A 14,603-nucleotide genomic window follows, 5' to 3' on the forward strand; every position below is an offset into this window, starting at 1 on the left:
AAGGATGCACCAGTCCTTGTAGGTTGGGACCCGTTGTGGTCCCGACACGGGCAAGCCGCCCATAAATGGGTACTTGGCTCTTCCCGCGCACCTCTGTCATTCCCGCGAAGGCGGGAATCCATCTCCCTGATTGTGCCCGCGTGATCTGAAGATCGCACGGGTGATTGTTCCACGGGTGGTGTTGGGCGACCCCGCCCGACACCTTGAGCATCGCAACAGAGGTTCACCCTTCGACTCCGCTCAGGGTGAGGTGGTGTGATCCCGGTGATGTGGAAATGGGTTCGTTTTGCGTATTTTTAATTCTCGGATAACAGAAATCATGGTGATTACGAAGCTGGCACGGTTTGGCGGTATTAGGTTCGGCGGTCTGCTTTGTGCACGTATTCATTGGATGATCCTATATTACCTATATTAATAGTTGTGCGATGTGTTTTGGTAGGAGTTGGTGGGGTTATTGGGGACGGAGGAAGTTCAGCTAGCATGTTGTAGCGAGTCTTGTCTCCCCAACAATGTTTCTACTTTACAACGTGGACGCGTTGGGGTAGATTTGGGGTGGAGTTAAGAGCAATTAACCATCTCTGGAAATCCAGGGGAAAGCTTCGGACCAACAGCCAGTGGGCTGAGATACGGTTGAGGAGGAGAAACACGATGGACAGCAATAAGAAGCCGTGGCCGATCACGACGGTATTCGGGATCAAAGAGCGCATTGATACAAATCCAGATTTCCAGCGTCCAGCGGTTTGGGGCAGATCACAGAAACAAATGTTGATTGACACCGTGCTCAGGGGATATGACATACCGAAACTCTACTGGCGCAAGACAGGCGCGAAACCGGACAAGTACGATGTCGTTGACGGTCAGCAGCGGCTACGGGCACTTTGGGAGTTCAGTTCAGGAGCCTACGCCCTTCCTAAGAATGCAGAACCGGTGGAGGGTACGCCGATAGCAGGGCTTAAGTATGAAGGTTTGCCTGACGAACTACGCATTCACTTCGACACCTATCCTTTGGACGTTGTCATTCTCACGGAGACAGATGAGGATGAAGTGCGCGAGATGTTCCTGCGCTTGCAGAATGGAACGAGTCTCAAGGCTCAAGAGAAGAGAAATGCGATGCCTGGAAAGATGCGTGACTTTGTGAGGAACCTCGCCTCACACCCTATCTTTGGCAGTTGCGCGTTTGCGAACAAACGGTATACACATGATCATGTCGCAGCGCAGATGACTTTGATTGAGCTTGAAGGTGGCCCCTGCAATGTGAAAAACGCGGACCTTAACAAGATGTACCGAACGCAGTTGACATTCGATGACAAGTGTACAAAAGCCAAACGAATACGCAGGACCTTGGATTTTCTCAGGGTCGCATTTCCAGACACGACGCCTGAACTGGAGAGGTACAATGTGATTTCGCTATATTGCCTGGTGTCGCAACTTTTGGAGCGATATGCTATCAGTGACCGGCACGGCGATGTTGCCATGTGGTTTGTGGAGTTTGAGAAATACCGTAGGGAACAGAAGGTCCTATCCGAAGATGAAGCTGAATCTGAGATGATCGCGTATCACGAGAAAATTAGTCATAGCACTGACTCGCAAGATTCCATCAAATGGCGCCATGAATTACTCATTCGCAAGCTCTTCGAGAAGTTTTCAGACATTGAACTGAAGGATGACCAACGCTTGTTCACACATGAACAACGACTTGCCATATATCGACGGGACCAGGGTATCTGCCAGCTTGCAAAGAAGTGTGACGGTCGGAAATGCGAATGGAACGCTTGGGAAGCGGACCACAAGATTCCTTGGTCTAAAGGTGGACGTACTGTGGTTGCAAATGGTCAGGTGGCATGCCCAGAATGCAATGCATCCAAGGGAGCCCGAGCAGCATAAAGTTAGCTAAGGGCGGTTGGATTGTAGATTCTTGGCCACCTGGATGGTGAGCCCCGCGTGATCTGAAGATCGCACGGGCACAACATTTGTCAAGACCGTCCTTCGGCTTTCCTGCGGGACAGGGTACCTAACCAACGCTGGTAAGGTCGTGCTTCACCAACTGCCGCCACCGCCGCCGCCTGATCCACCACCCGAGAAACCACCACCGCCTGAGAAGCCACCGCCACCCAGCCCACTACTGCGCGGCGCATTGAAAACAGCGTCGCTGAGTTTCGACGTGGCCTGGCCGAGGCTGGACACAAACATCCTGGGACCGAATCTCGGAAAGCGACCAGTCCCGACGAACCAGGTGGGAGATTCGTCGCACAGTCCTTCGAAGGCCGTCGCCCACTGCTCGGTAATATCCAAGGCTATGGCATACGGCAAATACTTGTAGAAAAGTTCACCACCCATGCGCTCGATCCGATCCCGGTCGGCTCTCATCATGAATTCCTGAAAGCCGAGGATTTCCCAGCGCGTCCGGGCGCCCAGCTTCGTCCTGGCCGGCATGATCTTGGCAAAGAGATAAACAATCAATCCCCCCAAAGAGAAACATACCAGCCCCTTGACCGGAGAAGGCGGTTGCATGTAGCCCATAGCCATAAAGCCGAAAACGAGTAACAAACCGGCAAACATCGAGTAGTGCCGGCGCACATGCTCCGGGTTGGTGGTAAAGTACTTTTTGCGGATCAGTTCGCCATACAATTTCCTGTTGAGCTTCGGAAGATGCATGTGAAAACGGCTCTTCAGGTCCGAGACCATTGCTTGTTTGAGTTTACCGACAAATACGACGTCCATCAGACTGCGTTCAAAGGGTCCGAGTTGGTCGTCCGGCTCTTTGAGCTTGACGAGCTTGTAGTCACTTGCAGTGGTCCTCAGAGTAGTGGTCGTTGTCTCTTCAATCTTCAGGTATCCCCGCACGGCCAGACCCACCACGGCGCCACTAAGATCGCGATGGTCGAGTTTTTCGTCGATCAGGGTACCCACTTCGGCCGCGCTCAGGAATCGATTCCCAACCTTGGGCGGTTCATACTGCACGGTGAGGGACTCCCGAACTTTGGGGTCGCGACCCTTCCGGAACCACAGCCATAACATCGTGAACAGCGCAATGATCGGCACACCGAAGACCCAGTTGTCACGCAGATTCACCTTGCGCCAAAACAGTTCCGATTCGGTAGGCGGCGGGATGATCCCTTTGTCCCATCCGAGAACCACGGTCAGACCCTCCTTAGGCTTCAGGACTCGTTCGCTGATGAATGCGGCTGTGTCCGTCCCTGTCTGCCAACCGCATGCCGATTCGCTTGAGCCATACTGACCGGTGTAGCAAGCCGCTTTCAGGTGCGCATCGCCATCGGCCGGAAGCAGGGCTACCCGGACTGAGGTTTTCTCTATCGGTGCCGGCCAGTCGTTCCCGGTTACGTTCCAATACAGTTCGTCGTGATCCTCCAGAAACAGAAGCACATAGTCTACACGATACTTGATGACGTAATCTTGATACCCGTCGACAAACCTATCGGGATGACCTATCCGTACCTGCATCACGTTCCCTTGTCGCTCCGCCCGATACTCACGAGGTTCACCCCGCCCATCGAGCACGGAAATGACTTCCAACGGTGTCTCCACAGTGCCACCCAGGTCGTCCTTATAGCGAATGGGCAGGTCCCGGAAGATACCGTGGCGCGGTCGTTTGAAACTCAACCGGATCGTCTCGGTTACTTCGATGTGACCGTCGGCGTGGATTTCGATGTCGGAATTGAATTCATTGATGTCAAAATACCGCGCCTGTACCACCGGTACACTCAGCAGTGTGCATAACAGTGAGATGACACCGATCCAGACAACGGCAAACTGTTTTTGTCTCATGCGAATATTCCTCCCTACCGGCCGTCTATGAGAAGTCGGCGCGCGGCGGCTGGCGTTGAGTGTCCGGCGCATCCATTTGATAGAACTCTTCTTGTTGAAAACCGCAATTTGAAGCTATCAGCACCGATGGAAAAGTCTCGGTCAATGTGTTATAGTCGCGCACCACCGCATTGTAGTACCGACGCGCCGATTCGATATCTTCTTCGAGATCCTGAAACTGCTTTTGCAACTGCATAAAATTGCTGTTGGCTTTCAACTCCGGGTAGGCTTCGGCCACGGCGAACAGGCTTTTCAAGGTATCCTTGAAGATGTTGTCGGACTTGGCTTGTTCCGCCGGTGAGCCGGCCTGCATGGCCGCCGAGCGGGCTTGCGCAACGTTCTCGAATACCGATTTCTCATGTTTGGCGTAGGCCTTAACGGTCTCCACCAGGTTTGGCACCAGGTTGTATCGTTTTTTCAACTGCACATCGATGTCCGACCAGGACGAACGCACTGTATTGCGCAGCTTGACCAGCCGGTTGTACATGGCGATCACGACAATCAGGACCAGAGCGCCGATACCGAGAATAACTAGAAGAGTCGTCATATTGGAGTTTCCTGCAACTGTAGGTTTTTCAGATGCTAACTTTATTGGCATCGACAGTCAAGCGTTGTTTTGCACCACTCCCGACGTTGTTAGCGCCGGAAGTGGGCGCATCCTCCCCTCCACAAGTATTACCACTGCTGAGCTGGCTTATTCAATGGGATTGACAGACTCGGAAGTTTCGCGTTGGTGCATCATCCTTGGGTGGCTGTCTCAAACCTTGTTTGGGACGGAGATATGCGCGGTGGAATCACCCTTCAACTGCGCTCAGGGTAACACGGTCAAGCCGTGGTTATCGCGCTTCGCGCCGTTGTCCCCCGGCAAGTGTTCACCCTTCGACTGCGCTCAGAATGTATGGGGGCACTCAGGATGAATATAGCAGTCGTCGTAGGTGGGGACCCCTTGTGGTCCCGACACGGTCAAGCCGTGTTTCTCTAGATTCGGCGGTGTTCCCGCCCGCGGCGGACCTTCAGCCACCCGGAAATCCGGTAGGGCAGTCCGCCGCGGCGGACTGTGATCCTGCCAATCTCAGCGACATCACAGGGATGCCGCCCTATGAAGAGAGTCATGAAGATGGATTCCCGCCTTCGCGGGAATGATATTGGGTGGCGATTTACAACAACTCTATCCGGCTGCGGTTCTTGGTGACTTTTTTGGTGGCGTTGCGAGTGTCGAAAACCGCTTTACTATGATCGACGATCCATTGATAATCGTATTGCGTATGGTCGGTCAAGATCACGGTCAGTTGCGATTTCTTCAATAGGTCGGCGTTCAATTTGCGCGACTTGTGCTTGGTGTTGTTCCACTCAATCTCCGACACGAACGGATCGTTCAACATAACTTTGGCGCCATTATCTTCCAGGAGCTTGATAACGTCAAGCGCCGGTGACTCACGCGTATCTTTGATATCACGTTTGTAGGTCACACCAAGCACACAGATAGTTGACTTGTTGATCGAGCGCGCGAACCTACTGTTCAAGAACTGTGTTATCCGACGCACGACATACTCAGGCATCTGGCTGTTGATCTCGCCGGCCAGTTCGATAAAGCGCGCGTAGTAGTTCAACGATTTCAGTTTCCACGACAGATAGTGCGGATCGATCGGGATACAATGCCCACCCAAACCGGGACCGGGATAGAATGGCATAAAGCCGAACGGTTTGGTAGCGGCGGCATCGATAATCTCCCAGACGTCGATGCCCAACCGATCACACATAACGGCGACCTCGTTGACCAGACCGATATTGACCGAGCGGAAAGTGTTCTCCAGCAGCTTGACCATCTCGGCCGCCTGCGTTGACGACAAGGCATGAATGTCGGAAATCGTTTGTTCATAAAACACCTTGGCCGCCTGGGTGCAGGCCGGCGTGATTCCGCCGACCACGCGCGGCGTGTTTTTGGTCGTGTACACCGGGTTGCCTGGATCGACTCGTTCCGGTGAGAAAGCCAGGAAAAGATCGGTACCCACTTTCATGCCGCTACCTTCCAACAGCGGCAGGATCAAGTCCTCGGTAGTGCCGGGATAGGTGGTCGATTCAAGCACCACCAGCGTACCCTTGCGGATATAGTTCTTGACCCACTCCATGGCCGACAGAATATAGCTGACATCAGGGTCCTTGGTTTTGGAAAGGGGGGTCGGCACACAGATGGAGATAGTATCCATCTTGGCTAGTTTTTTGGGATCATCGGTGGCGTGGAAATAACCGGAGTCGACCATCTCCCTGACATGATCGTCGGGGACATCGTCGATATCGGACTTACCAGCGTTCAACAACTTGATCTTCGATTTGGAAATATCGAAACCGGTAACTTTGAATCCAACCCGGGCCAATTCCACACACAGCGGAAGACCGACATAGCCCAACCCGATCACACCAACTCGTGCGCTGCGGTCTTTGATTTTGTCGATCAACTCAGCCAACGCGGCCGGCTTCTTGCTCTTTTTCGTTGCCATCTCTTTTGCACTCCTGAGATCGGACGCACGTTCAGGTTTGAACCTGGTCTCTAAAGTACTCCAAACATTCTGTAAGGGTCTCTCTCAGACTATATCGACTGGCGTATCCCAACTCTTGAACAGCCCGACTATTACTGCCCCGTTGAACAGGGATATCACTCTTGCGCAGCCTGGTCCGGTCGATTTCAATCTCGATTTTACGAGCGGACATTTTCAACAGCATGTCCAAAACCGTCTGTATGGCCACGGCACGACCGGAACAAAGCTGATACACCCTACCGGGCCTGCCTTTTTCAAGCATCAAGCGGTAGCCGCGCACAATATCACGGACATCTGAAAAGTCCCGCTTGGCCGACAGGTTGCCCACTTTCAGTACCGGTATTCTCCGTGAGCTTTCAATCATTGCAATTTGCCGGGCAAACGACGGCACCACAAAATCAACCGACTGGCGCGACCCGGTGTGCGCAAATGAGCGCGAGATTGTCACCGGCAATCGGTGTCGACGCTGGTAATACATGCAGGCCTGTTCGGCCACCGCTTTGGACAGGGCATACGGCGATATCGGGTTGAGCGGCTGGTCTTCGCTCAGTGTCTTGTTCTTCGGGCTGAAAGTGCCGTAACACTCTGCCGACCCGACGAACAACAGCTTCTTGACTGTACCGGTTTGGTGGGCAGCTTCCAACAGATTGAGGGTCCCTTCGAAATTGACCCGAAACACCTTTTGCATATCGGCAAAGGACCGCCACACCGAAGCCAGCGCGGCCAGATGACAGACGAACTGTGGTTTGATCTTCTGCACTGCGGCGGCGACCCGAACGGCATTGGTAATGTCCAACCTGATCAATTCCAGGTTGGACTTGATACCTTTCAGATAAGCCGTGGACTCTTTCGGATGCAGGGCGCCATAGATTTGGTAGCCCGCCTCAAGCAGTTGTTCGGCCAGATGCGAACCGGCAAACCCGGCAATACCGGTCACGAACACAGCCTTGGACGTTGCCCTTTTGGTCATATATCCATCCCTGGATTCAGAAAGCGCCAACTAATTCGCTTGTTCACTGGGGAGTCAGTCGCTTCAAATCGGCATCAACCATCATGGTTACCAACTGCTCGAAGGTCACCCTCGGTTCCCAGCCCAGGTCCTCCCTGGCCTTGGCAGGATCCCCCAACAGCAAATCGACTTCAGCCGGTCGCACGAAGCGTGGGTCGGTGGTCACGTATTCCTTGTAGTCCAAACCAACGTGCGAAAAGGCCGCCGCCACGAACTCTTCGACCGAGTGTGTCCGGCCCGAAGCGATCACAAAATCGTCGGCTGTCTCATGCTGCAGCATCTTCCACATCGCCTGCACATAGTCACCGGCAAAACCCCAGTCCCGTTTGGCATCCAGATTCCCCAAAGCCAGATTGTCGGCCAGACCCAGTTTGATTCGCGCCGCGCCGTTGGTTATCTTGCGTGTGACAAACTCCAGTCCGCGACGCGGCGATTCATGGTTGAACAGTATCCCACTGCAGGCATGAATGCCGTAACTCTCACGATAGTTGACCGTTATCCAGTGGCCGTATACCTTGGCCACGCCGTAGGGTGAACGCGGGTAGAAAGGTGTCGTTTCAACCTGCGGCACCGCCTGCACCCGCCCGAACATCTCCGACGACGATGCCTGGTAGAACTTGATCTTATTGTCGACCTGACGAATCGCCTCAAGCATCTTGGTAACACCCAATGCATCGAACTCTCCGGTCAGCACCGGCTGTGTCCAACTGGTGGGCACGAATGACTGAGCGGCGAGATTATAAACTTCGTCGGGACGGTGGTCATCGATGACCCTGAGTATCGAGTGCTGATCCAACAGATCGGCCTGGGCCAAAGTGATCTTGTCTTTAATATGATCTATGCGTTCGGCCGATTCGGTCGAGGCCCTTCGGACCATACCGATCACTTCGTACCCTTTTTTCAGCAGGAACTCGGCCAGATAGGAGCCGTCTTGCCCGGTGATTCCGGTTATCAATGCGCGCATATTCTATCGATCCCCCGATCGGTTAACGTTTCCGTTCGTTTTTTTGTCTTTCGACCGGCATCCGCTGCCGCTTAAGTGGTTGAATATATATCGACCACTTGAGCCGGTCAATCCAATTCGAGCCTGTCGATCATACTCCTTATATGCAGATTTGCCGTGACCGCTGCGTACAATTGTTATATACTGAAACCCGGATGACGCAGGAAAATCGTGGACCCAGCCTGGAGTGATGAATGATGAAACCGGCAATAGCAGTTCTCTCGCTGATACTGATGTTCTCTGTGACCAACGCGATCGAAGTAAAACAAAAAGGAGCCAAAGTGTCCACCAATGACCAATCGGCCGATGAAACGTTGTCGCAGGCCGACGACATTTTTCAGTCGCGGGATTACGGGTCTGCCCTTGAGTCGTACCTCGAAGTTGCCGAAGCAGCCCGCAAAGAATTCAATCGCTCGGTCGAGGTCGAAGCACTCTCGCAGGTGGCGCGCATGAATCTTATTTTGGGTAATCGTGAAACCGGCGAAGAGTATTTGCAGCAGGCCAAAGAGCGTAGTTCGGAAAGCGATCCCATGGGTTGGTCACGCTATCTCGGTGTCAAGGGACGATTCGAGTGGAAGGCGGGCGATCTTAAAGCAGCCCGTGCGACCTTTGATCAAATGTTTGAGTTCTGCGATGCCAATGCGCTTTGGGGTCGGGCTGTCGATGCCGCCCACATGATCGCCATCGTGGCTGAAACTCCCGAAGAGCAGATCAAGTGGGGACGACGGGGAATCGAAGCCGCCGAAGAAGGCGACCAGGAACGCTGGCTGGGTCCATTGTGGAACAACTTAGCCGGGACCTACTATGATCAGAAACAATTCGACTCGGCCCTTGAGTGTTACACTAAAGCGCGCGAGTATCACTGGCGCTTCTCCGGCGAAACCGGAAAACTGTTCGCCGACTACCATGTCGGTATGACGCACCGCTTGCTGGGTAACTTCGAAGAAGCAGGTCAATGGTTGCGCCCGGTGCTGGCCTGGGCCGAACGGCTGGAAAACCACTCGGCCATCGGGCAGGCATGCGAGGACTTAGGAGAAGCGGCCATTGGCCTGGGCAACAAAGCCGAGGGGTTGAAACTGCTCAAACGGGCCCGCGACGAATACAAGACAGAGGGCTATGACTCTTCCTGGACGGAAGTCTGGGAACACATCAACAAACGTATCGCCGAGGTTCAGTAGCAGGTTTCGGCGGGTTCACGCCTCGGCGCGCAGGCGAAGTCGGATTCGCCCTACTGTCACCCTGAGCGCAGTCGAAGGGTGAATTGTCGGTCGGCAGGAGTCCTGCCGGAGATAGGTCCTCCCGGCACCAAGACTACCGGATACGTCACCCGACAAACTTTGCGGCGCAGACTATGCGCTTGACAAAAAGCATGGACCATACTATCTATTAGCATTCACTACGCCTTGGGGGCGTAGCATCACGCAGGTATGGCGGGCTGTCGAGCAGGGTCAGGGGACTCACTTGACCAGGACATTCGATCTGAGATGGGCGGAGAATTTCCTCTGTGCGGGAAGTTCAGCGCTACTGATCTCGGCTGCGCATTTCTACGGGGACCTATGGTTCTTTTCTCTGTTCGCTCTCGTTCCATTTCTTTGGCGCGTGATAAGAGCAGGCTTAATAGAATCGTTGGTTCTTGGCGGACTATTGGCGGTCTCATACCTCTTTGTCGCCATTCGGGTCGATTCATCGACATCGATAGCCACCTGTCTGCTCGCTTTCGGCAGCCTGATCTTTCTGTTTGCGATCTATGGCCTTATCGTCAACCGAATCACGAAACATCTCGGCTTCAATGCTATTTTCATAGCCGCTTTGTGGCTGCCGCTTGAATACTATCTGAGCCACGACGTCAATCTGGGGAATCTTTTTGTAATGACGCCGGATGAATCCGGCCTGCTTTTCAGATTCGGCTCGTTGTTCGGGCTGCTGATGGTATCTTTTGTATTTGTAATCGTCAATGCGCTGATTCTGATCACGGTGGGGCAAATCGCGCAGGCGTTACGTTCACTCCACACCCGCTCCAGGCCAGACAACAACCGGTCTTATGCTTCCTTCCAGGTCCTCCCTTGGGAGCAGCGCTGGTACTGCTTTCCCGACGTCCGCGCCCCGCCGGGGAGGACCTCTAACGATCAATCTCGGCCTCAATAATGTCCGGGGATAGCCCTTCGGTACCTCGTGAAAGATCGCTGGGCCAGTTGCTGCGGTTACGGCCGGTGGGCTGTTCCCGAATCACTCAATCTCAAAGGAGGAGACTCATGACTAAGGGAGTCATGATCCATAAAGTGGCACCAGCGGTTTTTGCTGTTGCACTCATTCCGTTGCTGGCTGCCACAGTTCTGGCTCAGCCGGATCAAAACAAACATAACTTCAATCCGGCAAACGGCTGGATTCTTAATTTTACAGATGGAATGCCTTTAGACGGCATGCACGCGCCTGGAGAGCCGATCTTTCCGGGTGCCGGGGGAAACGACTGGAATTCCGACCTGAGTTGTTGGATGGCCAGCGCTTCGAACCTGATGGTGTTTGAAGGCCTACCCAATCTCTACGATCCACCTTGGCTGGGCGGTGGCGTGCCGCCGTCACCGAATGTGAGTTCGTGGGGTGGAGTTGTTCCAGCCAATGTCGGAGCGGCCATGACCTTTGACGACGGTGGTTGGCAACACTGGGCTCTGGCTTCGGTACCCGTGATGTTCCAGGGTCCGATATTCACTGGCTTAGAGTTCGTTCCAAGATCGTGGGCTATCAACCCGATCGATTGGTGTCAGGCCAGATTCGACGAGGGGCACGCTTGTGGAATCACCCTGTACTGGGGTGACGTCAAACGCGGCACCCCGCCGGGCGGCTACAAGAAGGGTGATCTTGATGGATATCACGCTATCACAATTTATGAGTTCAACCCGGCGGCCGGGACCGTATTGATTACCGATTCCGATGATGGCGGCCCTCCGGCCGCTGTGTGGGTGCCCTACTTCTTCGGTGTGGTTGGGGGCATGGGACAGTGGGACATAATACTCCCCGGAATCGGGGTGACCCACGTCAACTACGCGGTGGCACTTGATCGGCAACGCGTCCCCTCCCACACCAACCTCGGCTTGCTAATCCTGACCCTGATTCTCCTACTGTCCGCCATCTACATAATCTACCGACGGCGGGAGGGGGCCAACGTCCAATAGACGACGCAACCAATCTCTCTGCATAAACTGGCCGGGATGCTCGCTGCTAGGGCGTCCTGGCCTTTCGGCCGCGCGGCGGCACCCACAATTATCTTGACAAACGAAACATCCAGGCTAAATTGTCCGTAGAAACAGCAAGCGACTTAGAACCCAGGACCTGAAAGGAGGACCATACATGGCTACTGCAATATCCCAAAGCTGTGGTGTGTTGCACCTCCTTCAGTCAGGCTGCTGAGCCGACGCTCAATCGAATTCTGAGCGCCCCCCTCGCCGACCAACTGAAGTTGGGCGGCTTTTTTCATGTCCGGCCCAGAAGACAGCCAACACAACCACAGCGAAATCAATAGCCCAAGGTGATGCGCCACAGGAACAACGGTTCATTAACCGCGACGCCGACAAGTTGTAACGATAGTAACAAGGATTCCAACGATGGATTTGCATACATTAGGTTTTGACGATTTTTTTGAAAGCCGTTTTCTCGACTTCCGCGAGCAAGGTTACACACCGGCCCGCGTAACCCAGGAACATCGAGAAAGGTACCAACTGTTCAGCGAAAAAGGGGAGATTGCCGCCCAACTCTCCGGACGGTTTCGGCATCAAGCAGCTACGCTGGCCGACTATCCGACTGTCGGCGACTGGGTGGCCATAGACCATAGGGACTTGTCCAGCGACTCAGTCATTCACGGCCTGGTGCCTCGCCGCACCAGTTTTTCGCGCAAAGCGGTGCTGGCCGGAGGACCCAAATACCGGGCGGGCCGTACCGACGAACAGGTTTTGGCCGCCAATGTCGACTCGGTTCTGCTGGTGGCCGGACTGGACAACGACTTCAATGTGCGCCGGATCGAGAGATACCTCACCATAGCCTGGGACTCAGGCGCGCAACCGGTGATAGTGCTCAACAAGGCTGATCTGTGCGATGACCCGGAGGCAGCGGTTGACCAAGTAGAGGCCGTCGCAGCCGGCGTTCCCGTTCATTCAGTCAGTGCTGTAAGCGGACTGGGTATTGAAACCCTGTCTGATTACTTAAAAACCGGGCACACCCTTGCCTTCCTGGGTTCGTCCGGCGTGGGCAAGTCTTCATTGATCAACCAACTGCTCGGTGAAAGCAAGCTGGCCACCGGCGGTGTGCGCAAAGGTGACGGCCGCGGCCGCCATACCACCACGCAGCGAGAACTGATTATACTGCCATCAGGTGGACTGGTGATAGACACACCCGGTCTGCGCGAGATTCAACAGTTCAACGACGAGGGCGGTCTCAGCCGGACCTTTGGTGATATCGAAACACTGATGGACCAATGTCGCTTCAACGATTGCGGGCATGACACCGAGCCGGGCTGTGCCGTTCGGGCAGCCCTTGAAAGCGGCAGCCTTGATCCCAAGCGGTATCAGAGTTATCTCAAGATGCTGAAGGAACAAGTACACCTGACCAAACGGCGTGATGTGCACTCCCGCCGTCAGATGGAGCGAGAATTTGGCCAGCGGGTTCGCCGTTATCACCAAGATATGAAAGAACTCAAAAAGAAAGGGCTGGCCTGACCGATAAACCGCCCATAAATGAGTTTCATGCGCTTTGCGCGCCCTGTGACCTAAACAGGTGCCTTTCCAACCTCACCCTGAACGGAGTCGAAGAGTGAGCGGAGTTCTTGTTCCGTCAGGTCTTGCGTTCGCCGAAGGCGAGCGTGTGACCTGACGGTCTGTTACAGTGTGGTGTTGGGCGACGCCGCCCGACACCGTCAAGTAGTGCTTCACGCAAAATGCGCGAAGCGCGATAATCAGGGCTTGACCCTGTCATGCCGAGCGGAGTCGAGGCATGAGCTGAGCCGCAGGGTGAGCGGAGTTAAGGGGTATGGCCCAAAGATGCGCCAAGCGCAAAGGACCCGTTTGTGGGTGTCATTCCCGCGTAGGCGGGAATCCATTCGTGGTTCAAAGACTTGATGGCGGCCTACGCCGGCATGACGGAGCCCGAGCAGTCTGAATTGTCGAAGCCCACCCTTAGACTCCGCTCAGGGTGACAAGGAGGGGTGCATAGTTAGTAGGTCAGGAGTCCCGTGCTCCTGAAATGGCAGGTCCGGAGGCGACACCGCACTCAAAACAAAACGACGGGTAGTTTGTGTGCGCGAATTTATTTGTTGATCGCCGATGGCACCGCCGCCACATTGGGACTCAGAGAAAACGTCAACCCGTCACCGTTGAGGGATACCTGCCCATGGCCGACAAAAAACCACTCCCCACATCACCTTCGCTGGTCGGCGATAAGGTCTTTCTCAAGCCGACTACACCGGAAGATGAAGCCAACACCTATCATTGGACATTGCTGAGTGAGCCACAATCGCAGACCTGTCGCCCGTGGGTTTTCAGCACACCCTCCGAAATAGCCGAGCGAATGAAGAAGGCGGAAAAAGATATGTCCCGACAGCGCTTCATGGTTTTACGTAAGGACGACAGAACGCCGGTGGCGAAAGTGACCTATTTTGACTTGAACACGCTCAACCGCTCGGCCGAACTGGGCTTGGTCGTTGATCCCGACGAGCGCCAAAAAGGGTATGGTGCTGATGCGCTGAAAACTCTAGTCAGGTATCTCTTCCCATATCGAGGTCTGAACAAAGTGTACGCACAGACAGCGCAGTTCAATACTCAAGCTATAGCCCTGATGGAGTCGCTCGGCTTCAAGAAAGATGCTACCTTAAGGGATCACTATTTTTATCGGGGAGAATTCCATCACGGACTGATCTACTCCCTTCTGCAATTCGAAATGGACTGGTAGCCGGGCGGCATACCGGCCATAAATGGGCCATGAATGGCTCTTTCGTGCTACTCACATGTCCCCTGTCATGCCGAGCGGAGTCGAGGCACGAGCGGAGTCGAGGCACCAGCAGAGTCGAGGCACGAGCGGAGTCGAGGCACCAGCAGAGTCGAAGGATGAATCCACAATCTATCATTCCGGGCTTTGACCCGGAATCCATCTTCAAAAATCGTGGAGTCCGGGTGCTGTTGGGCGACCGCGCCCGACACAGTAGGTCAGGAGCCTTGTGCTCCTGACATGGTTGGTTTGAAGACAG

11 protein-coding genes are annotated in these 14,603 nt (G+C 54.4%); 6 read left to right on the forward strand and 5 right to left on the reverse strand.

Annotated features, from left to right (window positions below):
- The first annotated feature begins 648 nt into the window (after positions 1-648).
- Complete coding sequence (locus OEV49_04910; GenBank protein MDH3890402.1) at positions 649-1,884, forward strand: DUF262 domain-containing protein; 1,236 nt, start codon at positions 649-651, stop codon at positions 1,882-1,884.
- Between the two features lie 153 nt (positions 1,885-2,037).
- Here OEV49_04910 and OEV49_04915 read toward each other — a convergent pair whose 3' ends face one another.
- The 5 genes from OEV49_04915 to gmd all read right to left on the reverse strand — a co-directional run bounded on the left by OEV49_04915 (position 2,038) and on the right by gmd (position 8,335).
- Positions 2,038-3,786 carry a DUF2207 domain-containing protein gene (locus tag OEV49_04915; protein ID MDH3890403.1) on the reverse strand — a complete coding sequence of 583 codons (1,749 nt, stop codon included), beginning with the start codon at positions 3,784-3,786 and terminating at the stop codon, positions 2,038-2,040.
- Positions 3,787-3,811: 25 nt separating this feature from the next.
- On the reverse strand, positions 3,812-4,372 hold the full coding sequence (locus OEV49_04920; GenBank protein ID MDH3890404.1) for a LemA family protein: 561 nt from the start codon (positions 4,370-4,372) through the stop codon (positions 3,812-3,814).
- A gap of 610 nt (positions 4,373-4,982) precedes the next feature.
- Positions 4,983-6,323 (reverse strand): nucleotide sugar dehydrogenase, encoded by a 1,341-nt coding sequence (locus OEV49_04925; GenBank protein MDH3890405.1) that lies wholly within the window; start codon positions 6,321-6,323, stop codon positions 4,983-4,985.
- A gap of 31 nt (positions 6,324-6,354) precedes the next feature.
- Positions 6,355-7,332: a GDP-mannose 4,6-dehydratase gene (locus OEV49_04930; GenBank protein MDH3890406.1), complete on the reverse strand. Its 978-nt coding sequence runs from the start codon at positions 7,330-7,332 to the stop codon at positions 6,355-6,357.
- A 43-nt stretch (positions 7,333-7,375) separates the two neighbouring features.
- On the reverse strand, positions 7,376-8,335 hold the full coding sequence (gene gmd / locus OEV49_04935) for a GDP-mannose 4,6-dehydratase (protein MDH3890407.1): 960 nt from the start codon (positions 8,333-8,335) through the stop codon (positions 7,376-7,378).
- 233 nt (positions 8,336-8,568) lie between these two features.
- Here gmd and OEV49_04940 point away from each other — a divergent pair, with 233 nt between their 5' ends.
- From OEV49_04940 to OEV49_04960, 5 genes are all read left to right on the forward strand, one after another.
- The gene (locus OEV49_04940; GenBank protein MDH3890408.1) at positions 8,569-9,552 is read left to right on the forward strand and encodes a tetratricopeptide repeat protein; all 984 of its coding nucleotides are present in this window, start codon (positions 8,569-8,571) and stop codon (positions 9,550-9,552) included.
- A gap of 283 nt (positions 9,553-9,835) precedes the next feature.
- A complete protein-coding gene (locus tag OEV49_04945; protein MDH3890409.1) occupies positions 9,836-10,519 on the forward strand; it encodes a hypothetical protein in 684 nt (227 codons plus the stop codon).
- Between the two features lie 107 nt (positions 10,520-10,626).
- Positions 10,627-11,544, forward strand: coding sequence for a hypothetical protein (locus OEV49_04950; protein ID MDH3890410.1), 918 nt, complete (start codon positions 10,627-10,629; stop codon positions 11,542-11,544).
- A gap of 429 nt (positions 11,545-11,973) precedes the next feature.
- Complete coding sequence (gene rsgA, locus OEV49_04955; GenBank protein ID MDH3890411.1) at positions 11,974-13,080, forward strand: ribosome small subunit-dependent GTPase A; 1,107 nt, start codon at positions 11,974-11,976, stop codon at positions 13,078-13,080.
- 670 nt (positions 13,081-13,750) lie between these two features.
- On the forward strand, positions 13,751-14,308 hold the full coding sequence (locus tag OEV49_04960; GenBank protein MDH3890412.1) for a GNAT family N-acetyltransferase: 558 nt from the start codon (positions 13,751-13,753) through the stop codon (positions 14,306-14,308).
- Positions 14,309-14,603: the final 295 nt, after the last annotated feature.

The organism is Candidatus Zixiibacteriota bacterium (genome assembly GCA_029860345.1).
In the GTDB taxonomy this organism is placed as follows: Bacteria; Zixibacteria; MSB-5A5; order GN15; family FEB-12; genus JAJRTA01.

Coding starts and splice junctions, on each gene's coding strand:
- OEV49_04940 (MDH3890408.1), top strand. CDS start 8,569: ATGATGAAACCGGCAATAGCAGTTCTCTCGCTGATACTGATGTTCTCT.
- OEV49_04930 (MDH3890406.1), bottom strand. CDS start 7,332: ATGACCAAAAGGGCAACGTCCAAGGCTGTGTTCGTGACCGGTATTGCC.
- OEV49_04920 (MDH3890404.1), bottom strand. CDS start 4,372: ATGACGACTCTTCTAGTTATTCTCGGTATCGGCGCTCTGGTCCTGATT.
- OEV49_04915 (MDH3890403.1), bottom strand. CDS start 3,786: ATGAGACAAAAACAGTTTGCCGTTGTCTGGATCGGTGTCATCTCACTG.
- OEV49_04925 (MDH3890405.1), bottom strand. CDS start 6,323: ATGGCAACGAAAAAGAGCAAGAAGCCGGCCGCGTTGGCTGAGTTGATC.
- OEV49_04950 (MDH3890410.1), top strand. CDS start 10,627: ATGACTAAGGGAGTCATGATCCATAAAGTGGCACCAGCGGTTTTTGCT.
- OEV49_04910 (MDH3890402.1), top strand. CDS start 649: ATGGACAGCAATAAGAAGCCGTGGCCGATCACGACGGTATTCGGGATC.
- gmd (MDH3890407.1), bottom strand. CDS start 8,335: ATGCGCGCATTGATAACCGGAATCACCGGGCAAGACGGCTCCTATCTG.
- OEV49_04960 (MDH3890412.1), top strand. CDS start 13,751: ATGGCCGACAAAAAACCACTCCCCACATCACCTTCGCTGGTCGGCGAT.
- rsgA (MDH3890411.1), top strand. CDS start 11,974: ATGGATTTGCATACATTAGGTTTTGACGATTTTTTTGAAAGCCGTTTT.